Origin of the sequence: uncultured Formosa sp., assembly GCF_947500765.1 — a bacterium.
GTDB lineage: Bacteria > Bacteroidota > Bacteroidia > Flavobacteriales > Flavobacteriaceae > Formosa.
The window spans coordinates 42,661-65,222 of the sequence record NZ_CANMTH010000015.1; the positions used below are offsets into that span (position 1 = coordinate 42,661).

23 protein-coding genes are annotated in these 22,562 nt (G+C 31.8%); 14 read left to right on the forward strand and 9 right to left on the reverse strand.

The genetic code is table 11. From position 1 onward, the window contains the following. Positions 1-61 precede the first annotated feature (61 nt). The 4 genes from ligA to Q1B05_RS17560 are packed head-to-tail and all read right to left on the reverse strand — an operon-like array spanning position 62 to position 3,991. A complete protein-coding gene (ligA, locus tag Q1B05_RS17545; RefSeq protein ID WP_299782565.1) occupies positions 62-2,059 on the reverse strand; it encodes an NAD-dependent DNA ligase LigA in 1,998 nt (665 codons plus the stop codon). 2 nt (positions 2,060-2,061) lie between these two features. Beyond that, positions 2,062-2,643, reverse strand: coding sequence for a TIGR00730 family Rossman fold protein (locus tag Q1B05_RS17550; protein WP_299782567.1), 582 nt, complete (start codon positions 2,641-2,643; stop codon positions 2,062-2,064). Further along, positions 2,640-3,512 carry a peptide chain release factor N(5)-glutamine methyltransferase gene (gene prmC, locus Q1B05_RS17555; RefSeq protein ID WP_299782570.1) on the reverse strand — a complete coding sequence of 291 codons (873 nt, stop codon included), beginning with the start codon at positions 3,510-3,512 and terminating at the stop codon, positions 2,640-2,642. Before prmC ends, Q1B05_RS17550 begins: the two co-directional genes overlap by 4 nt. Further along, the gene (locus Q1B05_RS17560; RefSeq protein WP_299782571.1) at positions 3,509-3,991 is read right to left on the reverse strand and encodes a GNAT family N-acetyltransferase; all 483 of its coding nucleotides are present in this window, start codon (positions 3,989-3,991) and stop codon (positions 3,509-3,511) included. Before Q1B05_RS17560 ends, prmC begins: the two co-directional genes overlap by 4 nt. Positions 3,992-4,018: 27 nt before the next feature. Here Q1B05_RS17560 and ribD point away from each other — a divergent pair, with 27 nt between their 5' ends. From ribD to Q1B05_RS17575, 3 genes are read left to right on the forward strand one after another with little or no spacing between them, the layout of a single operon-like run. Continuing rightward, positions 4,019-5,023, forward strand: a complete 1,005-nt coding sequence (gene ribD, locus Q1B05_RS17565) for a bifunctional diaminohydroxyphosphoribosylaminopyrimidine deaminase/5-amino-6-(5-phosphoribosylamino)uracil reductase RibD (protein ID WP_299782573.1) — start codon at positions 4,019-4,021, stop codon at positions 5,021-5,023. Then, positions 5,016-5,630 carry an HAD family phosphatase gene (locus tag Q1B05_RS17570; protein WP_299782575.1) on the forward strand — a complete coding sequence of 205 codons (615 nt, stop codon included), beginning with the start codon at positions 5,016-5,018 and terminating at the stop codon, positions 5,628-5,630. Before ribD ends, Q1B05_RS17570 begins: the two co-directional genes overlap by 8 nt. 3 nt (positions 5,631-5,633) lie before the next feature. Further along, positions 5,634-6,242: a YigZ family protein gene (locus Q1B05_RS17575; protein ID WP_299782576.1), complete on the forward strand. Its 609-nt coding sequence runs from the start codon at positions 5,634-5,636 to the stop codon at positions 6,240-6,242. 2 nt (positions 6,243-6,244) lie between these two features. Here the strand turns inward: Q1B05_RS17575 and Q1B05_RS17580 are convergent, their stop codons facing one another. Further along, positions 6,245-6,643, reverse strand: a complete 399-nt coding sequence (locus Q1B05_RS17580) for a thioesterase family protein (RefSeq protein ID WP_299782578.1) — start codon at positions 6,641-6,643, stop codon at positions 6,245-6,247. Positions 6,644-6,826: 183 nt separating this feature from the next. Here Q1B05_RS17580 and dnaA point away from each other — a divergent pair, with 183 nt between their 5' ends. The 3 genes from dnaA to Q1B05_RS17595 are packed head-to-tail and all read left to right on the forward strand — an operon-like array spanning position 6,827 to position 9,480. Next, positions 6,827-8,254 carry a chromosomal replication initiator protein DnaA gene (gene dnaA / locus Q1B05_RS17585; protein WP_299782580.1) on the forward strand — a complete coding sequence of 476 codons (1,428 nt, stop codon included), beginning with the start codon at positions 6,827-6,829 and terminating at the stop codon, positions 8,252-8,254. A gap of 12 nt (positions 8,255-8,266) precedes the next feature. Beyond that, the gene (locus Q1B05_RS17590) at positions 8,267-8,719 is read left to right on the forward strand and encodes a low molecular weight protein-tyrosine-phosphatase (RefSeq protein ID WP_299782583.1); all 453 of its coding nucleotides are present in this window, start codon (positions 8,267-8,269) and stop codon (positions 8,717-8,719) included. A gap of 44 nt (positions 8,720-8,763) precedes the next feature. Then, the gene (locus Q1B05_RS17595) at positions 8,764-9,480 is read left to right on the forward strand and encodes an SAM-dependent methyltransferase (RefSeq protein ID WP_299782585.1); all 717 of its coding nucleotides are present in this window, start codon (positions 8,764-8,766) and stop codon (positions 9,478-9,480) included. A 3-nt stretch (positions 9,481-9,483) separates the two neighbouring features. On the opposite strand, the gene Q1B05_RS17600 is transcribed toward Q1B05_RS17595, so the two are convergent. The 4 genes from Q1B05_RS17600 to dapF all read right to left on the reverse strand — a co-directional run bounded on the left by Q1B05_RS17600 (position 9,484) and on the right by dapF (position 12,717). Next, entirely contained in the window at positions 9,484-10,155 is a 672-nt protein-coding gene (locus Q1B05_RS17600) for a peptidoglycan-binding protein LysM (RefSeq protein ID WP_299782586.1), read from the reverse strand. 221 nt (positions 10,156-10,376) lie between these two features. After that, entirely contained in the window at positions 10,377-11,420 is a 1,044-nt protein-coding gene (mltG, locus tag Q1B05_RS17605; protein ID WP_299782588.1) for an endolytic transglycosylase MltG, read from the reverse strand. Beyond that, positions 11,420-11,944: a GNAT family protein gene (locus tag Q1B05_RS17610; RefSeq protein WP_299782590.1), complete on the reverse strand. Its 525-nt coding sequence runs from the start codon at positions 11,942-11,944 to the stop codon at positions 11,420-11,422. The genes mltG and Q1B05_RS17610 overlap by 1 nt, the downstream gene beginning before the upstream one ends. Then, positions 11,938-12,717 carry a diaminopimelate epimerase gene (gene dapF / locus Q1B05_RS17615; RefSeq protein WP_299782592.1) on the reverse strand — a complete coding sequence of 260 codons (780 nt, stop codon included), beginning with the start codon at positions 12,715-12,717 and terminating at the stop codon, positions 11,938-11,940. Before dapF ends, Q1B05_RS17610 begins: the two co-directional genes overlap by 7 nt. 148 nt (positions 12,718-12,865) lie before the next feature. Between dapF and Q1B05_RS17620 the strand changes: the two genes are divergently transcribed. From Q1B05_RS17620 to Q1B05_RS17655, 8 genes are all read left to right on the forward strand, one after another. Further along, positions 12,866-14,263, forward strand: coding sequence for a trypsin-like peptidase domain-containing protein (locus Q1B05_RS17620; protein WP_299782594.1), 1,398 nt, complete (start codon positions 12,866-12,868; stop codon positions 14,261-14,263). Positions 14,264-14,396: 133 nt separating this feature from the next. After that, complete coding sequence (locus Q1B05_RS17625; protein WP_299782596.1) at positions 14,397-15,845, forward strand: glyceraldehyde-3-phosphate dehydrogenase; 1,449 nt, start codon at positions 14,397-14,399, stop codon at positions 15,843-15,845. Positions 15,846-15,982: 137 nt separating this feature from the next. Then, a complete protein-coding gene (locus Q1B05_RS17630; RefSeq protein WP_299782598.1) occupies positions 15,983-16,603 on the forward strand; it encodes a tRNA (guanine-N1)-methyltransferase in 621 nt (206 codons plus the stop codon). Between the two features lie 139 nt (positions 16,604-16,742). Beyond that, positions 16,743-17,420 carry a tRNA (guanosine(37)-N1)-methyltransferase TrmD gene (trmD, locus tag Q1B05_RS17635; RefSeq protein ID WP_299782600.1) on the forward strand — a complete coding sequence of 226 codons (678 nt, stop codon included), beginning with the start codon at positions 16,743-16,745 and terminating at the stop codon, positions 17,418-17,420. Positions 17,421-17,546: 126 nt separating this feature from the next. Continuing rightward, a complete protein-coding gene (rplS, locus tag Q1B05_RS17640) occupies positions 17,547-17,900 on the forward strand; it encodes a 50S ribosomal protein L19 (RefSeq protein ID WP_299782602.1) in 354 nt (117 codons plus the stop codon). A gap of 824 nt (positions 17,901-18,724) precedes the next feature. Beyond that, the gene (locus Q1B05_RS17645; RefSeq protein WP_299782603.1) at positions 18,725-20,950 is read left to right on the forward strand and encodes an NADP-dependent isocitrate dehydrogenase; all 2,226 of its coding nucleotides are present in this window, start codon (positions 18,725-18,727) and stop codon (positions 20,948-20,950) included. Positions 20,951-21,064: 114 nt separating this feature from the next. Further along, a complete protein-coding gene (murQ, locus tag Q1B05_RS17650) occupies positions 21,065-21,886 on the forward strand; it encodes an N-acetylmuramic acid 6-phosphate etherase (RefSeq protein WP_299782605.1) in 822 nt (273 codons plus the stop codon). Then, positions 21,873-22,109 (forward strand): DUF6095 family protein, encoded by a 237-nt coding sequence (locus tag Q1B05_RS17655; protein WP_299782607.1) that lies wholly within the window; start codon positions 21,873-21,875, stop codon positions 22,107-22,109. The genes murQ and Q1B05_RS17655 overlap by 14 nt, the downstream gene beginning before the upstream one ends. Positions 22,110-22,562 lie beyond the last annotated feature (453 nt).

Sequence of the window (22,562 nt, forward strand, 5' to 3'; positions counted from 1 at the left end):
TAATTATTAATAATTAAACTTGCAGACTTGGAGCAAGAACACCTGAAATTTAAAAAAATCACTAAACATTTAACAATAATAAGAAATCACTTTCCGACAAAATCTCAATTCCTAACTGCTCCGCTTTGGTACGTTTACTTGGTCCCATTTTATCTCCAGCAACGACATAACTGGTTTTTGAAGAAATTGAACTTCCTACTTTCCCTCCATTATCTTCAATTATTTTTTTAAGCTCGTCTCTAGAAACTGTAGTAAATACACCTGACACTACAAATACTTTTCCTGCCAGTGTATCTGTTTGATTGGCTAATACTTGTTCTGAAATCTCTAAAGAAACCCCAAACGCTTTCAAACGATCGATAATAGCCTTATTTTGTTCTGACTGAAAAAAGGCAACTACACTTTTAGCAATTTTCACGCCAATTTCATCTACATTAACTAATGTTTCTTCCGTAGCTTGTGCAATTGCATCTATATATTTAAAATGTTTAACTAGTTTTTTAGCAACTGTTTCTCCTACATAACGAATTCCTAACGCATATAACACACGTTCAAATGGCACCTGTTTAGATAGCTCTATTCCGTTAATTAAATTATCTGCACTTTTTTCTGCCATACGCTCTAGCGGAAGTACTATTTCTTTTGTTAATTCATATAAATCTGAATAATTATGAATTAACCCCTTATTTACCAACAACGCAACTGTCTCTCCTCCTAACCCATCAATATCCATCGCTTTTCTTGAAATAAAATGTTGAATACGACCAATAATTTGAGGATTACAACCGTTATAATTCGGACAATAATGCTGTGCTTCACCTTCTTGTCTTACCAATTCCGTATTACATTCTGGACAATGCGTAATATATTCAGTAGGTTTAGAATCTGCAGGTCGTTGCGTTAAATCGACTGCAATAATTTTAGGGATAATCTCGCCTCCCTTTTCAACAAACACTTCATCGCCTTCACGAATATCGAGCTTTGCTATTTGGTCGGCATTATGTAAAGACGCACGTTTAACAGTGGTTCCCGCCAACTCCACTGGTTCTAAATTAGCGACAGGCGTAATTGCCCCCGTTCTCCCCACTTGGTAAGTAATTTCATTTAATCGGGTAGACACGCGTTCTGCTTTAAATTTATAAGCAATGGCCCAACGTGGTGCTTTTGCCGTATACCCTAACTCCTCTTGATGCTGAAAACTATTTACCTTAATAACAACACCATCTGTTTCGTAAGGTAAATCGTGTCTGTGTACATCCCAGTATTCTATAAATTCAAAAACGTCATCTATAGAATGAACCAATTTAGCTGCACTTGGCACTTTAAACCCCCAATCTCGTGCTTTTTGTAAACCTTCAATTTGCGACTGAATATTTAAATTTCGTCCTATTATAGTATATAATAAACATTCTAAAGGACGTTTAGCAACTTCACTACTATCTTGTAATTTTAAACTTCCAGAAGCAGTATTTCTCGGATTTCGATAAGGTTCTTCTCCAATCTCAATTCTATCTTCATTCATTTTATTAAACCCCTCAAACGGTAATACAATTTCTCCTCGAATATCGAATTTTTCAGGAAAATCACCTTTTAAAGTTAAAGGCACCGACTTAATGGTTTTTATATTTGCTGTAACCTCATCGCCTTGTACTCCATCTCCTCGAGTTACAGCCTTAGTTAATACCCCTTTTTCATAAGTCAGACTTATTGAAGCACCATCGTATTTTAATTCACACGTATAAAACACATCGCCATCTACCATTTTTTTAACACGTTGTTCCCAAGCCAGCAAATCGTCTTTAGAATATGAATTATCTAAAGAATACATGCGGTAATCGTGAACTACAGTATTAAAATTTTTAGTGATTGTACCTCCAACTCGATTTGTAGGCGAATTTTCATCATGAAATTCGGGATGCTTAGCCTCTAAATCTTGAAGCGATTTTAGTTTCATATCGAACTCAAAATCACTAATTTCACTTTGATCTAAAACGTAATATTTATAATTATAATCGTTTAATTCGTCTCTTAATTGCTGAATTTGTGCTTCAATTGTCATGCTTACAATCTATCTTTATTTAACCATTTCGGGGCAGGCAATGGTTTGTAATTATTCATCTGTTCTAATAAACCATCTATAGTATCATCTACAACAACAGCTTCTAAATTTTCTTGTTTTAAAAAACCACGCTCTACCATGGTTTTACACTGCGCTAATAAATTATCAAAAAAACCATTAATATTTAAAATCCCAATAGGTTTTATATGAAGCCCCAATTGCCCCCAAGTCGTGATTTCAAAAAATTCGTCCATGGTTCCAAATCCGCCAGGAAGCACCATAAACCCATCCGATTTTTCATACATAATCACTTTACGCTCGTGCATATTATCGGTAACAATAAGTTCTGATAATTTTGGATGTACAATTTCCTTAGTTTCTAAAAACCCAGGAATAATACCCAAAACGTCACCTTCCTGATCTATTACTCCACGAGCAACTTCGCCCATGATTCCAATTTTTGCAGCTCCGTAAACTAATGTAATATGTTGTTCTCCTAAAGTTTTACCAAGTTGATAAGCTTCAGATTTTATTTTTGAATCGGTACCTGTACTCGACCCACAAAACACAGCTATAGATTTCATAGTTTTTTTATGCCTTTAATCATTCTATTTCTTTTAAACATATCTTGTCGCAATTCTACATGTGTAAATGTATGTTCTTGCAATAAATCGACCATTTCATTTCCTAAAAACTCATTGATTTCAAAAAACAACAAACCGTCATTTACTAAATGCTTTTTAGCCAATTTTGTGATGGCCTTATAAAATTTAAGCGGATCATGGTCTTCTACAAACAAAGCCAAATGCGGTTCGTGATTTAAGACATTGGATTTCATTTGAAGTTTTTCTAATTCGCGAACATACGGCGGGTTTGAAACAATAATATCGAAAGGCAAATTAAAATTAGCATTCTTATATGTGTCTACAGATAAGATATCGGCTTGTATAAAACTAACATTAACCTTATTACCTTCTGCATTTTGCTTTGCAACTATTATAGCATCTTCACTCACGTCGACTGCAAAAACTTCTGCATTTGTAAATTTATTTGCTAAAGAAATTGCGATACAACCACTCCCTGTTCCAATATCTAAAATACGTAATGGTTTTTTAATTTTATCTAAATCAGACTCAATAATCCATGCCACCAATTCTTCTGTTTCAGGCCTAGGGATTAACACCGAATTATTCACCTGAAATTCTAACCCAAAAAACTCAGTCGTTTTTAAAACATACTGAATAGGTTTATGTTGTTTTAAAGATTCTAAAGCATCTAAAACAGAAATAGCTTCTGTTTCTGAAATACTATAATCTGGTTCTAAGGCTAAAGTAATACGTTTAAAATTGAAATAATATTCACATATCATGAAAAAGAAATGATCGACTTCTCGTTTATCATATTCGGCATCTAAAGCTTCGTGAAATGTCTGTTGAATTGCTTTTAACTTCATAATTCTTTTATCATCCAAACATTACAAGAATAATGTCCGGTTGTCCCCATCGGTTCATCTAAATTTTTAAATCCGATTTTATCATATAAATGGATTGCCGATTTTAAATAAGGCAACGTTTCTAAATAACAGTGCTTAAAGCCATAATCTCTGCCTTTTTGCAAACACATCTCCATCATTGTTTTACCTATACCACACCCTCTAGCTTCATCTAAGAAATACATTTTTTGTAATTCACATACTTCCAATTCATCATCTATTGGTCCTATTCCTGCACCTCCAATAACGCGATTATTTTTAATAACCACAAAATAAGTCGATTTTGGCTTATTGTAAGCCTCAAACATATCATCTAAAGCTTTGTCTTCGTAAGCTGTACCAACTTTTGGTGCACCAGCCCCAATTAAAACGGTTCGAATCACCTCTGCGACTTGTTGATTATCTTTAGTTTGAATTTCTCTGATCTCGAAATGGCTCATACCCAATTTTAATCTTATTTTTGTGCCGTGAAGATACATGAAAAATACATAAATCGCTGTATAGAAATTGCCAAAAACGGACTTGGAACTACACGACCAAACCCAATGGTAGGCTGTGTAATTGTAGTTAACAACGCCATTATTAGTGAAGGATTTACAAGCCCATATGGCGGACCTCATGCCGAAGTAAATGCGATTCAATCGGTTACAGATAAATCAGTTTTAAAAAATGCTACACTATATGTAACATTAGAACCGTGTTCTCATTTTGGAAAAACGCCACCATGTAGCGACCTTATTATAAGACATAATATTCCAAAAGTTGTTATTGGCACTATAGACGATAATTCGTTAGTTGCTGGACAAGGCATAAAAAAATTACAAAATTCGGGATGCGAGGTTATTGTTGGTGTTTTAGAAGCTGCATGTAAAGACCTTCACAAACGTTTTTTTACATTTCACAATAAAAAGCGACCATATATTATTTTAAAATGGGCACAATCTGTCGATGGCTTTATAGCTCCTAAAACTAAAAAGGAACAAAAACCGGTATGGATTACCAACATATATTCTAGACAACTGGTGCATAAATGGCGCGCCGAAGAGCAAGCCATTTTAGTTGGAGGAAACACCATTTTACAAGACAATCCGAGTTTAACCGTTCGCGATTGGGTGGGACTACCCCCTACACGCATTGTAGTTGATACACATAATAACTTACCGGAAGAAGCTGCCGTATTTAATACTACAGCTAAAACCATAAGGTTGACAGATGCTGAATTAAATACCTCACAACCTTTAGCGTCTCAAATCTGTGAACGTTTACACGAGCACAATATCACGTCTGTAATTATTGAAGGCGGAAGCAAAACCCTTCAAACCTTTATAAATGAAAACCTTTGGGACGAAGCCCGTGTCTTTTACGGCACAAATCAGTTTTTAGAAGGCACAAAAGCACCTGAAATAAAAGAATGCTTAACTTCTGAAACCAAACTATTAAACGATACTTTAAAATATTACATCAATGATTAAAACAATAATATTCGATTTTGGAGACGTATTTATCAACCTAGATAAAGTCGGTGCTCTTGAAAATGCTTTACTTAATTTTAAACTAGACAGCATTCCTGAAGACTTAACTCATATTAACAGTCTATATGAAATGGGCCTGATGGATACCTCTGAATTTGTAGAGTTTTACGAATCGTCTTTTCCAGATGTAAAGTCCGATAAAATTCTAGAAATATGGAACTCAATCTTAAAAGATTTCCCACATCATCGGTTAGAATTTTTAAAAGCACTTTCAGAAAGTAAGAAATACAAGTTGATATTATTAAGCAATACTAACGATTTACATATCGAATTTGTAAAAAGTTATGTACCATTTTTTAATGAGTTTCAAAGTTATTTTGATGTGTTCTACCTATCACATGAAATCAACTTAAGAAAACCGAACCCAGATATCTACGAATATGTTTTAAAGCAAAACAACCTTGTAGCTTCTGAAACATTATTTGTAGACGATCTTAAAGAAAACACCACCGCTGCAGAAAAACTAGGAATCCACACTTGGAATATCAACCCAGCTAAAGAAGACGTCACAACCCTTTTTGAAACTAAAAAAGAACTATTTAGCTAATTTTTGGAAGTACAAGACACATACAAAACGATTTTAAAACCGTCTGAAGAAACACTCTTTAAAGAAAAAAACAGTAAGTTTTTTGGATATGCTTTTCCGGTAAAGACAGAAGACGACGTAAAAGAACATCTAGAAGCCATAAAGAAACAACATCATTCTGCTAGGCATTGGTGTTATGCATATCAATTAGGGACAGAAAACATTGCATATCGTGCAAACGACGATGGCGAACCTAATAATTCTGCAGGCATGCCTATTTATGGGCAAATTCAGTCTTTCGATGTTACAAACGTTCTAATTATTGTCGTTCGATATTTTGGAGGTGTAAAATTAGGAGTTGGAGGATTAATTAGCGCATACCGAACATCTGCCCAATTAAGTTTAGAAGCATCAAACATTGTAGAACGCACCATAAATATAGATTACCTTATTATTTTTGATTACAAAAACATGAATAAGGTGATGCGTATTATTAAGGAGAAAAATTTAAATGTTATTAATCAGAAATTAGAACTGAATTGCGAGCTCACCATTTCTGTTAGAAAAAAAGATGCTGAAGCTGTGTTTAATAGTTTCAGCATCTTATTTGAAGTTGATATAAAAGAACTGTAAGATTATTCGGGTATAAGATCTAATATATATTTCGGACATTTCATAGGACGTCTGGTTTCCATATTTATAAAAGCCAAAACAGTATTTGCTAAAACCAGTAATTCCCCCTCTTGATTAGTGATTTCAAAGTCAAAATCAATCTTAACACTTGGTTGCTTTTTTAGTATTGTTTTTACTTTAATTACCTCATCGTAAAAAGCTGATTTTTTGTAATTTAAAGTCATTGATATTACTGGTAACATTATACCTTGCGCTTCCATCTCTTTATAAGACACACCTAACGACCTTAACCACTCAGTCCGCGCCATTTCTAGGTACAACGCATAATTACCATGATGGACAACCCCCATTTGATCGGTTTCTCCATATCTTACTCTTATTTCTATTTCGTTAATTATCATGCTTAAATTTCATTATTTTTTCGTAGCTTACAATGCCTGATAAACATGAGGAAAAAAATCTTAAAATTCAATAGCAAAGCATTTTTTTTTTAAGATTTTTGTTCACATATTTGTCAAACCAAAAAACGAGAGAAATTTTCAATATCTCTCATTAACTTTAACTAAAAAATCTTTTAAATTATAATGAGTGTAACTGCGCAATCGGTATGGAGTAACTGTCTCGAATTTATAAAAGATAATATCCAACCGCAAGCATATAAAACATGGTTTGAACCTATTGCCGCAGTTAAGTTAACGGACAATGCTTTAAGCATACAAGTACCGAGCAAATTTTTCTACGAGTGGCTGGAAGAACACTATGTTAAAATTTTAAAAGTAGCTTTAACTAAAGAATTAGGTGAAAAAGCCAAATTGGTTTACATTATTAAAATGGAAAACACTTATGGCAATAAGCAACCGTTTACAGAACGTATTCCTAGTTCAAGCAGATCTGCTGTAAAAGCACAAGATGTAGATATACCTCTTAATAACAAAAACCCAGAATTACGTAATCCGTTTATTATTCCTGGTATTAGAAATGTTAAGATCGAATCTCAACTTAATCCAAATTACAGTTTCGACAACTTTTTAGAAGGAGATTCTAACCGTTTAGCACGAAGCGCTGGTTTAGCTGTTTCTGCAAAACCGGGAGGAACATCGTTTAATCCGTTATTAATTTTTGGTGGTGTTGGTCTTGGAAAAACACACTTAGCGCACGCTATTGGTGTTGAAATAAAAGACAAATATCCTGAAAAAACGGTTTTATATATCTCTGCCGAGAAGTTTACGCAACAATACATAGACTCTGTTAAGAAAAATAATAGAAATGACTTTATTCACTTCTATCAAATAATAGATGTTTTAATTATTGACGATGTACAATTCTTATCTGGTAAAACAGGAACACAGGATGTGTTTTTTCACATTTTTAACCACTTACACCAAAACGGTAAGCAAGTTATTTTAACGAGTGATAAAGCACCTGTAGACATGCAGGATATTGAACAACGTTTATTATCACGTTTTAAATGGGGATTATCTGCAGAAATGCAAAGTCCAGATTTTGAAACTCGTGTTTCTATTGTTAACAACAAATTATATCGCGATGGTGTAGACATGCCAGAAGAGATTGTTGAATATGTTGCAAAACACATTAAAACAAATGTGAGAGAATTAGAAGGTGCCATTATTTCTTTAATCGCACAATCGTCTTTCAATAAAAAAGAAATCACTTTAGACCTTGCAAAACAAATTGTTGAAAAATTTGTCAAAAACACAAAACGCGAAGTATCAATAGATTACATACAAAAAGTAGTGTCTGATTATTTCCAAATGAATGTAGACACACTTCAATCTAAAACAAGAAAACGTCATATTGTACAAGCAAGACAATTGGCTATGTTTTTTGCTAAGAAATACACCAAAGCATCTCTAGCCAGTATTGGATCGCAAATTGGAAAACGTGATCACGCTACAGTACTTCATGCCTGTAAAACGGTTGATAATTTATCGACTACAGACAAACAATTTAAAAAGTACGTTGAAGATATTACTAAAAAGCTTTCGGTTTAAAACACACTTACAATGACTAAAATACTTATGGTTTGCCTAGGCAACATCTGCCGATCTCCATTGGCAGAAGGTATTTTACGATCTAAATTACCTTACGAAGATTTTGTTATAGATTCTGCAGGAACGGCAAATTATCACACCGGTTCTAATCCTGATAACAGATCTATAACTGTTGGTAATAAATACGGTATCAATATTTCAAAATTAATGGGACGCCAATTTTCTGTTCGCGATTTTGATGATTTTGATATAATATACGCCATGGATGGTTCTAATTTCGACAACATTATACGTTTAGCACGGCACGAAGCTGACAAAGCTAAAGTGAAGATGATTTTAAATGAAGTCTACCCCGATCAAAATTACGATGTTCCAGATCCGTATCACGGCGGAACTCACGGTTTTGAAAATGTATACAAAATGCTAGATGAAGCTTGCGATATTATTGCTGAAAAATTAAAATAATACCATTCAGTTTAACTTTAAAAGCTGAATTAATCTATACAATTATGAAAACTTCTTTAGGAAAACTTTATCTTATTCCAACCACTTTAGGCGATAACGATCCCTTAGAAGTACTTCCTATTTCTGTTAAAACCATCATTGAAAATACCAATATATTTATTGTTGAAAATGAAAAAACAGCAAGACGTTTTATAAAACGAATTTGTCCTGAAACGATACAATCTGATTTAGATTTTTTTCATTTAAATAAATTTACTTCAGAAAGTGATTTACCAAGCTTTTTAGAAGCGTGTTTAAACGGAACTAATGTTGGTTTACTTTCTGAAGCAGGTTGCCCAAGTGTAGCAGATCCAGGTTCTGATGTTGTAAATATCGCTCATCAGCAAGGCATACAAGTTGTGCCTTTAGTAGGACCATCTTCCATCCTACTTGCACTTATGAGTTCTGGAATGAATGGTCAAGGGTTTTCTTTTAATGGCTATTTACCTATAGATAAAAGCGAGAGAAAACATGAATTAAAACGTTTAGAGCGTTTATCTTTAGAACACAATCAGTCACAAATTTTTATTGAAACACCTTACAGAAATAATAAGATGCTTGAAGACATTTCTAACACCTTAAGTAAAGGTACTATGGTTTGTGTAGCATGTGATATTACATTACCAACAGAGTTTATTAAAACAAAACCAGCTTCAGAATGGTCTAAAAACACTGAAGACCTCCATAAGAGGCCTTCAATATTTATAATTCATAAAAGTTAAAACTTAAGCTTTATTCACTTTAGCTTTTTTGTTTGGCTTTACAAAAGATGTATCATATCCAGAAAACTTCTTCATATAATGCTCAATTGTTGTTCCATAAGCATCAGAAAAACTGATAGATCCATGACTTCTCAGATATTTCTTAACACTTCCAGGCCCAGATAAATGTGCTGCTGCTAATATCCCTGATTCGGTAATAACAACACCATTTATTTTTTTACCTACATAATTTTTAATGTCACGTCTTAAAATCCATTTATTACGTTCTGCATTTGCTAAAAATGCTTTTTCTTGTAACTCTGGATTCTTTAGAAACTGTACCGGATTATGAATACCGATAATTTTTAAAGTTTCTTTTCCAAATTGGTATTTTCCTAAATACCCCAATGTATTCACTGTAAAATAATTACCTCTAGATTCTTTAAAACCTAAAGCTTCTTTAAAACCTACATACGTTTTTCCTAAAGAAGGTGAAAACGAACTTGCAATATCTGTTTTTAATGCTTCTGCATTGTTATAGCTAATACTATCATTAACCATGTTATAATTTAAGGCCAAGCCTTTTGTCAAATAACTGTCCCCGACTTTAAAAGTTTCATCTGTTGAAAACGAAAAGAAAGCCAAAGAACATATTGCAAGAATTACGAATAAGTAACTTCCAATATTTTTTATCATACGATTTAATTTCTTCAGGTGGGTAATAGATGTTTACCTGAAAATTTCAGCTTGCAAATATACAACATTTTTATTAATCTGAAAACTAATTGATTAACAGAAATATAGTGCTTCTATTATGCTACAAACGTACGTTTTAACCGAGTTTAGATGGTGTTTTAGTTTCTTTTCGCGAAGGAAAAATATTACATAAACTTTTGTTAAAATTCTATTTTAGGAACCTAATGCGTGATTCCTTGACGATTTAAGTAGCTTTGATATGCTCTTGCATTGGCGTTATGTTGACTTAAATTCTTAGCAAATCTATGATATCCGATACGCTCTGCATCTGCTGCAAAATAATAATAATCATGCTTCTCTGCATTTAAAACTGCTTTAATAGCTGTAAGATCTGCCATTGCTATTGGTCCAGGAGGCAATCCGCCATTTAAATATGTATTATAAGGAGATTCAATTGCTTTATGAATATTTAAAACACGCTTTATAATAGTATTTTTATATTCAGGTAATTGATAAGCTGCAAATTTTAAAGTAGGATCTGCTTGCAAAGGCATACCAACTTTTAATCTGTTTAAATACACTCCCGCAATTCTAGGCTGTTCGTCGGCGGCTTTAGATTCTTCATGTACAATAGAGGCTAAAGTAATGACTTCGTTTTGAGTCAATCCAATTGCTTTTGCTTTTGCTAATCTGGTTTCATTCCAAAATCGTTTATATTCCGTAAGCATACGGTCTCTAAATTCTTCTCCAGAAGTATTCCAGAAAAACTCATAACTATTAGGAATATACATCCCTAACAGCGTTGCTTTATTAAATGTGTTATCTTTTAAAAATAAGGTATCTCTCATAGCGGTTAATAGCTCTAAACTATCTGCTTCAATTTGAGTTGAGATACGACCTGCTAATTTCTCTATATTTTCTTGATTATTAAAAGCAACTTGAATTGGGATATTATTAATACGTATAGAATTTATAATATCGTTATTATTCATATCTTTCGCAATACGGAACTTTCCAGCTTTAATATGAGTAGTATATTGTTTACGTTCTGCCAAAGCATCAAACTTATCAATATCTTTTAAAAGAGGTTTTAATTGTTCTCGTACATCTTGATAAGATGCTCCGGTAGCAACATAAATGTATGCACTTTCATTATTAAAAGCCGTATTTGGCTTAAACATGGCTGAATATACATAGTTTGCAAAAAATGCAGCAACTACAAGTCCAATTAGCACTATGGCTACAATAATTTTTTTAATATACATTAGTTATTAATTAGTTGAAAAAGAAATTCGTTTTTATATGTTCCGTTTACAAGGTTCCAGTCTTTTTTTAACCCAACATTTTGGAAACCTTGATTAGTAAATAGTTTAAGACTAGCCTTATTGTCTTCAGATATATTACAATACACTTGATGTAATTGAAGTTGAATAAAACAATAATTTATTAATAAAGACAATGCTTCGCTACCATAGCCTTTATCACGTTTCTCGACATCGTTTATTAATATACCTATACCGGCTTTTCTATTTTTAAAATCGAAATCGAAAATATCTATTAAACCAATCGTATTATTATCATAATCTGAAATCACTAAACGTAATTGCTTAACTTCGTAAATATCAAGATGTGCCTGCTCTAAATACTGTTTAATTAAATAGCGAGAATACGGTGTTTGGGTGTTGCTTAGTTCCCAGATAGATTCATCATTTTCAACTTTATGAATATAATCTAAATCTTCAGGTTCTAAACCTCGTAAATAAATATGTTTGCCTTTTAAGGTTACCATTCTATTTCTCCTTTAAACACTTGTTTTGCAGGACCAATTAGCCAAACATTGTTATAACCTTGTTCTGTTTTAGTAAAAGACACTTTTAAATCTCCGCCTTTAACTTTTAAACGCACTGTATTACCAGGAGTTTCCCCTAAATAATTCATAGCAATAGCAACAGCAGTTACACCTGTACCACAAGATAAAGTTTCGTCTTCTACGCCTCTTTCGTAAGTTCTAACTTCAAAAGAATCACTAGACATTTTCTTAACAAAATTTACATTAGTTCCTTCCTTATAATAAGGAGCACCATTTCTAATTGTTTGTCCTAAGGTTTTTATATCGAATGTTTCAATATTATCCTCAAACTGAACATGATGAGGGGATCCTGTATTTAAAAACACATACGATCCATGGTTCTCTACAGTCAACACATCTTGCATTTGCAATTGTATTAATTCACCATCGAACACAACATGGTGCATACCATCTATAGCTTCAAAAGAGGCTTTTTTATCGATTACTTTTAAATCTTTTGCAAACTGAGATAAACAGCGTCCTCCATTTCCGCACATGGTACTTTCATTACCATCAGCGTTATAATACACCATTTTAAAATCGACTTCTGGATGATTTTCGAGTAAAATTAATCCATCTGCGCCAATTCCAAATCGTCTATCACATAAGCGATTAATAAGAGCTGTATCTTGTTTATTGAATGTATTTTGACGATTATCTATCATCACAAAATCATTCCCTGTTCCTTGATATTTATAAAATGTATGTTTCATAATTAGGAGCAAATATAGGAATATTAGCTATTATTCCGAGTGTTAAAAACTCTTTAATAGTAAGTTAAATAGCGTTAAACTATTTCATCTATTCCATTAAAGAAGTAATTTTATTCATCATTATACAATAACCTAAATTACTTTTAACATGAAAAAAATATTAACCTTAGTCCTTGTTTCTGCCTTAGGAGGTATGTTAACTCTTGGCACTTATAAAATGTTTTTAGAAAGCAATAATGCTTTAGTAATTACTAAAACACAAACTCCTACTAATTTTATACCAACATCTAACGTCGCTAACGCTATTAACAACGCGCCCGACTTTACAACCGCAGCAGAAAACACAGTTCACAGCGTTGTTCACGTTAAAAACACATCTATTGTTTCTGGACAGATGACCTATAAAGACTTGTTTTACGGAAGAAGTTCTGCAAGACCACAAGTAGGTACAGGTTCTGGAGTAATTATTTCTCCAGACGGATATATTATTACGAACAATCATGTGATTGATGATTCTCAAGAACTAACAGTTACTTTAAATGATAATAGAGAATTTAATGCTAAAATTATTGGTAGCGATGAAAAAACTGATATCGCCTTATTAAAAATTGAAGCAGGTGAAGATTTACCGTATACTGCTTTTGGTGATAGTGATCAAGCCAAACTTGGGGAATGGGTACTTGCTGTAGGTAATCCATTTAATCTAACATCTACAGTAACTGCAGGTATTATAAGTGCAAAATCCAGAGATTTATCAGGAGATAGTTACCAATCGTTTATACAAACAGATGCTGCTGTAAACCCTGGAAATTCTGGTGGTGCTCTAGTAAATGCAAATGGAGATTTAATAGGAATAAATACAGCAATATCTTCTCAAACGGGTTCTTACATAGGGTATTCTTTTGCTGTACCTAGTAATATAGCAAGAAAAGTAATTGAAGATATTATGGAATACGGTAACGTACAAAATGGTATTTTAGGCGTTACAGGGGGTGCTTTAAATAATGCTTTCGCAGAAAAATTAAATATTCAAGATACAGAAGGTTTTTATGTAGATAATGTTGAAGAAGGCTCTGGTGCACAAGTTGCGGGTATTGAGAAAGGTGATATTATAAAAAAAATAGATCAAGTTAAAATTAGAAAATTTGCAGATCTAAGAGGTCATTTAAACACAAAGCGTCCAGACGATGTTGTAAATATAACCATTTTAAGAGATGGAGATTTAAAAGAAATCCCAGTAACTCTAATAAAAAATCAAACATTCACAATGCCTCTTGTTGGTGTGATTAAAAACACAGATAAAAAAGACTTAAAGAAATTTAACTTAAATAACGGTGTAAAAATTATAAGACTTAATGACGAATATGCTCAATATTGGAAACAAAACGGCATTTTAGAAGGGACCATTATAACGGCCATTAACGCACAAAAAGTAAACACTATTGATGATGTTCAAAACATACTTAAAACAAAATCACCTTACGAACCTTTACAAATCGAATTAATTAATGCTAAAGGTGAAAAAGAACGTTATAACTTTAGATAAAACATAAACATCTTTAAACAATTTTAATAAAACCCTTTAGATATTCTTGAGGGTTTTATTTTTTTTTAAAAAACAGACTACGAAAACGTTTGAAATCTATTACTTTTGGTTTTACAAACTAAAACTATAACTAATGAGTTTTAACGAAACTTATGAAAAAGAACTAGCCTTCCAAGCCGATAGAAGAAGAGCTACTGTAAAATTTATTAAAATTGTAAGCGACCTTTGGTACGATAAAGCCATAGAACTGGTCCTGTTTAGAAATCAATTGATAGATCGAAACGTAAGTCAGATTCTAAACTTACACGAATATGCTGGTAAATTTGTACAAAAACCAATTTCTATTTTCGATTCTGTAGATATTGCTCAAGCGATTAAGAAATTAGATTTACCACCTGCAAAGTTAGATATCGGAAAATTAACTTACGAATTTCAGTCTAATGATTTAAAGGAACTTAATGCGACTGCATTCATTGTTAATAAGCTTAAAAATGCTAAAAAAAATGGAACTATTACCCCTAAAGACGTTGTGCTTTATGGTTTTGGTAGAATTGGCCGTCTAGTCGCTAGAGAACTCATGACTCGAACAGGAGCAGGTAATCAACTTCGTTTAAGAGCCATAGTAACACGCGGAGAAATAGATCAAACGGTGTTAGAAAAAAGAGCTTCTCTTTTAAGAAACGATTCTGTTCATGCCGATTTTCCAGGAACAGTTTCAGTAGATGCAAAAAATAATGCTTTAATAATTAATGGAACCACTGTAAAAATTATTTCAGCAAATAATCCAGAAGATATTGATTACAACTCTTATGGTATCAACAATGCATTGGTTATAGACAACACTGGAGCATTTAGAGACAAAGAAGCACTAAGCAGACATTTAAAAGCGAAAGGCGTAAATAAAGTATTATTGACAGCTCCAGGAAAAGGTATTCCCAATATTGTTCATGGTGTAAATCATTTAGAATATAATCCGGATACAGTAAATATTTTTTCTGCAGCATCCTGTACAACTAATGCCATTACTCCTATTTTAAAAGCTATGGAAGATGAATATGGTGTGAAACATGGTCATTTAGAAACAATCCATGCCTATACAAACGACCAAAATTTAGTTGATAATTATCATAGTAAATACCGTCGTGGTAGAGCAGCTGCATTAAACATGGTTATTACAGAAACAGGGGCAGGAAAAGCTGTAGCAAAAGCCTTACCTAGTTTAGAAGGCAAATTAACATCTAATGCTATTCGAGTTCCTGTACCAAATGGATCTTTAGCCATCTTAAATTTAGAATTAAATTCTGAAACTTCTATTGATAATTTAAATGCTACCATTAAAAAGAATGCTTTAGAAGGTGCTTTAGTCGAGCAAATTAAATACGAACTTAGCGACGAATTAGTATCTAGCGATATTGTTGGTTGTTCTGCTCCAGCAATTTTTGATAGTAAAGCCACAATTGTAAGCCCAAATAATAAAAATGCAATTTTATATATCTGGTACGATAACGAATATGGATATAGCCATCAAGTAGTTAGGCTTGCAAAATATATTTCTAAAGTTAGACGTTATACATATTATTAATAGGAATCATCCAAGTATTAATTTCTAACGTATATATAAAACCTCACATTTGTGAGGTTTTTGTAAATTATACTGCCGAACTTAAACATTATTTTTTAAATTCGTGACATCCTTAAAAACCAAATAAGATTTCAATAATGAATGTAGTAAAAACCATTACAACCACGCTAATCGCGTGTCTGCTTACCATTACTTTATCTGCGCAAACAAATAAAGATGAAGATTCAAATTCTAATTTATCTTTAAACGAAGGTACTTTAGATACTCAATTCGAATTTCTTATTCAGAAGTCGAATAACTATCAGAATTACAAGGTGGTTAAAAAAGCATGGTTACAAACATTAAAGTCTCACACTTTAGACTCTTTACAAGCTATTCGAAAAGATTTAGTTGAAACTCAAATTATTGTAGATCAACAATCTAATGAAATCGCAACCTTAAAAACAAAATTAAACGAAACTCAAAACACTTTAGACCTTACTAATCAAGAAAAAGATAGTATGGAATTTTTAGGTATGCAATTAAGTAAAACAACTTATAACACGTTTATTTGGTCTATTATAGGCGGACTCTTAATATGTTTACTATTCTTTATCTATAAATTTAGAAATAGTAATTCTATAACTAAAGAAGCTAAACGTATGCTTTCTGAAATTGAAGAAGAATTTGATGAACATCGAAAAACAGCTTTAGAAAGAGAACAAAAAGTTCGCAGACAATTACAGGATGAATTAAATAAACAAAAAGGAAACTCTTAGTCCTAAGAATTACAATCCTTTATAAATTAAAGTCCATACACCAACGTATGGACTTTTTTGTTAATTGTATTTGGGTATTAAATATCTTCGGTTTTTAAATCCATTCTTCGCATCTTTGCAATTGATTTAAAATGAAGCCATGCGCATAGATATCATTACTGTTTTACCTGAACTACTTAAAAGTCCGTTTGAAGCATCTATATTAAAACGAGCTATTGATGCTAATTTAGTTGAAGTTCATTTTCATAATTTAAGAGATTACACAACAGACAACTATAAAACGATAGACGACTATCAGTTTGGGGGTGGTGCTGGAATGGTAATGCTTATTGAACCTATAGATAAATGCATCACTAAATTAAAGACAGAGCGTGATTACGACGAAGTAATTTACATGACACCAGATGGTGAAACTTTAAAACAAGGCATTGCAAACACATTATCCTTAGCAGAAAACCTTATTATTCTTTGTGGTCATTATAAAGGAGTAGATCAACGTGTACGTGATTTATTTATAACTAAAGAAATCTCTATAGGCGATTATGTATTATCTGGAGGCGAATTAGGAGCAGCAGTTTTATGCGATTCTATAATACGATTAATCCCAGGTGTTTTAGGTAATGAAACCTCTGCATTAACCGATTCTTTTCAAGATAATTTATTAGCTCCACCTATTTATACACGACCTAGAGAGTATAAAGGATTAAAAGTTCCTGAAATATTATTTAGTGGTAACTTTCCTAAAATAGAGAAATGGCGTGAAGATCAAGCTTTTGAGCATACAAAAAAACGCCGTCCAGACTTATTAGAAGACTAATTAATTTATAACAACAAAGTATTGCAAATAAAAAATAAATCACTATTTTTGCACCCAATTTCGAATCAACCTCTGGCGAAAATCGTGAATGTTGCTTTGGATTAACTATAATTAAATAATAAAGATATGGAATCTTTAATAAAATTTGTACAAGACGAATTTGTAACAAAAAAAGAATTCCCTGAATTCGGAGCAGGAGATACAATCACTGTTTACTACGAAATTAGAGAAGGAGAAAAAGTACGTACTCAGTTTTTCAGAGGTGTAGTAATTCAAAAAAGAGGTTCAGGTAGTTCTGAAACATTTACTATCAGAAAAATGTCTGGTACTGTAGGAGTAGAACGTATCTTCCCTGTTAACATGCCTGCTTTACAAAAAGTAGAAATTAACAAAAAAGGTAAAGTGCGTAGAGCTCGTATTTTCTACTTTAGAGGTCTTACTGGTAAAAAAGCAAGAATTAAAGAAAGAAGAAACAAGTAGTAACTTACTTATCATATTAAAAAGTCCTAACAATTTAGTTAGGACTTTTTTTATGAACAAAAGTTAAAAAGTTAAGTTCATAACCTGTTGATATCTAAAATGTTAAAAAACATTGAAAAACTAATATTATTTCTTATCTTTATAAAACAGATTAATACTCTAGTTTAAGAATTAAAGTATTAAACGTTCTTTTAAATTGTTTTTTCAGATTTTTAAATAACATGTATTGTTGTTAAAAATTATGGGGTTTTAAAAAGTAAAATTGCTAGGCAATAAAAACAATTAAAACTTAAAGTTTTCTAAACATTAAAACAAAAGTTGATTTACATAAAAAAGAAAACGATATTCTAATTAGTTTTTATAAAACTAAAGCAGAAACATAGAAAACAATTAAAAGAGAAACATTTAGTAATTAGTAAATACATTTTGAACGTTACATTTATAAATGTTTCATTTTTGAAATAGTTTATTTTAAATAAAAACAAGTAAGATTATAATCTGAACGTAATCAGACCATAGACTGATAATATTAAAATACTATTTCAGAGAAAGCCATATCAATATAGTTTACGCTATTGTGATATGGCTTTTGTTTTATAAAATAAATACAAAAAAAGCAATCATCTAATTATTGATAAATAAACTAATTCCCCAAATTTATAATTTATCAATAACAAAAACATTAACTAGATAAATAAAAATTACATAAAAGCTATTTCTAATTTTAAATCGTTATAGTTAAACATTAGCTTTTTTGTATATTTGCATTCCACGAAAATTGTGTTGCATTTTTCGTTCAAAAAAATTCTATAAAACAAATTAAAATGGCATACAGCTCTCGAATTATTTACACAAAAACAGATGAAGCACCGGCTTTAGCTACTTATTCTTTTTTACCAATCGTTCAAGCTTTCTTAAGTCCTTCAGGAATCAATGTTGAAACTAGAGACATTTCTTTAGCGGGACGAATTATTGCTAACTTTTCAGATTTCTTAACTGAAGACCAACAATTACCTGATGCTTTAACAGAACTTGGAGAATTAGCTAAAAACCCAGAAGCTAATATTATAAAATTACCAAATATTAGTGCTTCTCTTCCTCAACTTAAATCAGCTATTAAAGAATTACAAGGTGACGGATATAAATTACCTAATTATACAGACGAACCTAAAACTGATGCTGAAAAAGAAATCAAATCAAGATACGATAAGATAAAAGGTAGTGCTGTAAACCCTGTATTACGTGAAGGAAACTCTGACCGTAGAGCACCTAAAGCTGTAAAAAATTACGCTAAAAAATATCCACACTCAATGGGAGCTTGGAATCCAGACTCTAAAACACATGTTTCGACTATGAGTGAAGGAGATTTTTACAGTAATGAAAAATCTATAACTCTAGACCATGCTACATCTATAAGTATTCAGTTAGAAGATAAAAATGGAAAAACAACAGTATTAAAAGATAAATTAGATCTATTAGAAGGTGAAATTATCGATGGTACTGTAATGAGTAAAAAAGCACTTTTAAAGTTTTTAGAGGCTCAAATTAAAGATGCTAAAGATAAAAACGTATTATTCTCTCTACACATGAAAGCAACTATGATGAAGGTTTCAGACCCTATCATTTTTGGTCATGCTGTACGTGTATTCTTTAAAAATGTTTTTGATAAACACGCTGAAACTTTAGACAGTATTGGTGTTGACGTTAATAATGGGTTTGGAAACTTATTAAGTTCTATTGAAGCTTTACAAGAAGATAAACGTAATGAAATTCTTGCAGATATAGACGAAGCCTTCAAAAACGGACCTTCAGTAGCCATGGTAGATTCAGATAAAGGAATCACTAATTTACATGTACCTAGCGATGTTATTATCGATGCTTCTATGCCAGCAATGATTCGTACTTCTGGACAAATGTGGAATGCCGCAGGGAAACAAGAAGACACTAAAGCTGTAATTCCAGATAGTAGTTATGCGAGTATTTACGAAGCAACTATTAATTTCTGTAAAGAACATGGAGCTTTCGATCCGACAACAATGGGAACTGTTCCTAACGTTGGTCTAATGGCTCAAAAAGCTGAAGAATATGGTTCTCATGACAAAACTTTTGAAATAGCTACAGATGGTATTGTTCGTGTAATTGATGCGAACAATAACGTATTAATTGAACATACTGTTGAAGCTGGTGATATTTGGAGAATGTGTCAAGCTAAAGATGCTCCTATTCAAGACTGGATTAAATTAGCTGTAAGCAGAGCAAAAGCTACAAACATACCTACTGTATTTTGGTTAGACAAAAACAGAGCGCATGATGCTGAATTAATTAAAAAAGTAGAAAAATATTTACCAAATCATAATACATCTGGATTAGATATTCAAATTTTATCTCCAGAAGAAGCAACTTATTTTACATTAGCTCGTATTAAAAAAGGAGAAGATGCTATTTCTGTTACAGGAAATGTATTGCGTGATTACTTAACAGATTTATTCCCTATTTTAGAATTAGGAACAAGTGCTAAAATGTTATCTATCGTTCCTTTAATGAATGGTGGCGGATTATTCGAAACTGGTGCTGGTGGATCTGCTCCAAAACATGTACAACAATTCTTAGAAGAAAATCATTTACGTTGGGATTCTTTAGGTGAATTTTTAGCATTGGCTGTTTCTTTAGAGTATATGTCTGAAAAAACTAAAAATGATAAGGCATTAATTTTAGCAGACGCTTTAGATGAAGCTACTGGAAAATTATTAGATAACGGAAAATCACCTTCTCGTAAAGTTAAAGAATTAGATAACCGTGGAAGTCATTTTTATTTAGCTTTATATTGGGCAGAAGCTTTAGTTAATCAAACTAAAGATGCTACTTTAAAAGCTACTTTTACAAATGTTGCTAAGGCTTTATCTGAAAACGAAGATAAAATTATTGAAGAACTTAATACAATTCAGGGAACACCTGTAAATCTTAAAGGCTACTATTTACCAAGTATTAAATTAATCACAGATGCTATGCGTCCTAGCGCAACTTTTAATTCTATATTAGAAACTATTTAAGTAGTAATTACTTATACATCTTATTAATACATTATCAAAAAAGATCCCTAATTAGGGATCTTTTTCTTTTTAATTAATTAGCATTCATTTTTTTTAAATTTTTATCTTTGTGTCATGACTTTTATTAAAACAACCGAAGCAAATTCTAAATATAATAATTTAGAAAAAATGACTCTTTCAGATTTATTAATCAACATTAATAATGAAGATAAAACAGTACCTTTTGCTATTGAAGAAGCTTTACCTCAAATAGAATTAGTTATCAAGCAAGCCATCTTAAAATTAAAAATGGGAGGCCGTATTTTCTATATTGGAGCTGGTACTAGCGGACGATTAGGTGTGCTTGATGCGTCAGAATGTCCTCCAACTTTTGGAGTAAATTCTAATGTTATCATTGGTATAATTGCAGGAGGAGATAAAGCAATAAGAAATGCTGTAGAATTTGCAGAAGATTCTACAACTCAAGCTTGGGAAGATTTGCAACGACATAATATTTCAAATAAAGATATTGTAATAGGAATTGCTGCATCAGGAACAACTCCTTATGTTATATCTGCATTGGAAGCCTGTAATGATAGTAATATTACTACAACTTGTATTACATGTAATAAAAACAGCCCGTTATCTTTAACTGCACGATATCCTATTGAAATCATTGTAGGTCCTGAATTCTTAACAGGAAGCTCAAGAATGAAAGCAGGAACAGCTCAAAAACTAGTACTAAACATGATATCCACAGCCTCTATGATTCAGTTAGGAAAAGTAAAAGGAAATAAAATGGTAGATATGCAACTGAATAATGACAAACTTGTAGATCGTGGTATTAAAATGATTATGGCTGAATTAAATATATCATACACTGATGCAGAACGTCTTTTACAAGAACACAAAAACGTAAGAGCATCTATAGATTTCTTCAACAATGGAAACAGATAAAACAAACAAAGAAATTCTAGTAAAAGGCTTAAAAAAAATGGCGATATCTTTAGCATGTATGCTATTAGGCCCAACATTCCTCCATATATCACTAACAAACAGAGAAAAACCACTATTTATCCCTATATTAATTATTGGGATTATTATTTGCTTCTTAGCAATGTATTTTGCTTTCAAAGGTCTTATGACTATTATGGATAGTATGTTTAGAAAGAAAAAGTAATACCTAAACACACCTTATTATAAAACAAAGAAGCCTAACACTAATAAGTTAGGCTTCTTTGTTTATAAATGTATACGAATAATAAATACAGATTTATAAGTGATTATAGAGACACTAATTTAAAAGAAATAATAAAAACATAGTTTTTTGTATTAAAAGATAAAAACTTACTTAATTAAGCTAATTATAGCCTTAAAATATAAAATAAAGAAGATCCTTAATAATAATTAGACACACTCATAGATATAGTCATGTTAAGGGTTTGATTAAACTAATTTTTAATTAGCATGGTACTATTCATTTCAGGACAACGTGATTGAAGTTTATTCGTTATAAACCACAAAAAGAATTGTGTATTGCATATAAACTATAATTAATTTTAAACAAAAAAAATCCTGAACAAATAAATGTTCAGGATTAGTTTAAAAAAGGCGACGACCTACTCTCCCACAA

Excerpts from the sequence above, each read along its gene's own strand:
- ligA (WP_299782565.1), bottom strand. The coding sequence starts at position 2,059 with ATGACAATTGAAGCACAAATTCAGCAATTAAGAGACGAATTAAACGAT.
- Q1B05_RS17550 (WP_299782567.1), bottom strand. The coding sequence starts at position 2,643 with ATGAAATCTATAGCTGTGTTTTGTGGGTCGAGTACAGGTACCGATTCA.
- prmC (WP_299782570.1), bottom strand. The coding sequence starts at position 3,512 with ATGAAGTTAAAAGCAATTCAACAGACATTTCACGAAGCTTTAGATGCC.
- Q1B05_RS17560 (WP_299782571.1), bottom strand. The coding sequence starts at position 3,991 with ATGAGCCATTTCGAGATCAGAGAAATTCAAACTAAAGATAATCAACAA.
- Q1B05_RS17570 (WP_299782575.1), top strand. The coding sequence starts at position 5,016 with ATGATTAAAACAATAATATTCGATTTTGGAGACGTATTTATCAACCTA.
- Q1B05_RS17580 (WP_299782578.1), bottom strand. The coding sequence starts at position 6,643 with ATGATAATTAACGAAATAGAAATAAGAGTAAGATATGGAGAAACCGAT.
- dnaA (WP_299782580.1), top strand. The coding sequence starts at position 6,827 with ATGAGTGTAACTGCGCAATCGGTATGGAGTAACTGTCTCGAATTTATA.
- Q1B05_RS17590 (WP_299782583.1), top strand. The coding sequence starts at position 8,267 with ATGACTAAAATACTTATGGTTTGCCTAGGCAACATCTGCCGATCTCCA.
- Q1B05_RS17595 (WP_299782585.1), top strand. The coding sequence starts at position 8,764 with ATGAAAACTTCTTTAGGAAAACTTTATCTTATTCCAACCACTTTAGGC.
- Q1B05_RS17600 (WP_299782586.1), bottom strand. The coding sequence starts at position 10,155 with ATGATAAAAAATATTGGAAGTTACTTATTCGTAATTCTTGCAATATGT.
- mltG (WP_299782588.1), bottom strand. The coding sequence starts at position 11,420 with ATGTATATTAAAAAAATTATTGTAGCCATAGTGCTAATTGGACTTGTA.
- Q1B05_RS17610 (WP_299782590.1), bottom strand. The coding sequence starts at position 11,944 with ATGGTAACCTTAAAAGGCAAACATATTTATTTACGAGGTTTAGAACCT.
- dapF (WP_299782592.1), bottom strand. The coding sequence starts at position 12,717 with ATGAAACATACATTTTATAAATATCAAGGAACAGGGAATGATTTTGTG.
- Q1B05_RS17620 (WP_299782594.1), top strand. The coding sequence starts at position 12,866 with ATGAAAAAAATATTAACCTTAGTCCTTGTTTCTGCCTTAGGAGGTATG.
- Q1B05_RS17625 (WP_299782596.1), top strand. The coding sequence starts at position 14,397 with ATGAGTTTTAACGAAACTTATGAAAAAGAACTAGCCTTCCAAGCCGAT.
- Q1B05_RS17630 (WP_299782598.1), top strand. The coding sequence starts at position 15,983 with ATGAATGTAGTAAAAACCATTACAACCACGCTAATCGCGTGTCTGCTT.
- trmD (WP_299782600.1), top strand. The coding sequence starts at position 16,743 with ATGCGCATAGATATCATTACTGTTTTACCTGAACTACTTAAAAGTCCG.
- rplS (WP_299782602.1), top strand. The coding sequence starts at position 17,547 with ATGGAATCTTTAATAAAATTTGTACAAGACGAATTTGTAACAAAAAAA.
- Q1B05_RS17645 (WP_299782603.1), top strand. The coding sequence starts at position 18,725 with ATGGCATACAGCTCTCGAATTATTTACACAAAAACAGATGAAGCACCG.
- murQ (WP_299782605.1), top strand. The coding sequence starts at position 21,065 with ATGACTTTTATTAAAACAACCGAAGCAAATTCTAAATATAATAATTTA.
- Q1B05_RS17655 (WP_299782607.1), top strand. The coding sequence starts at position 21,873 with ATGGAAACAGATAAAACAAACAAAGAAATTCTAGTAAAAGGCTTAAAA.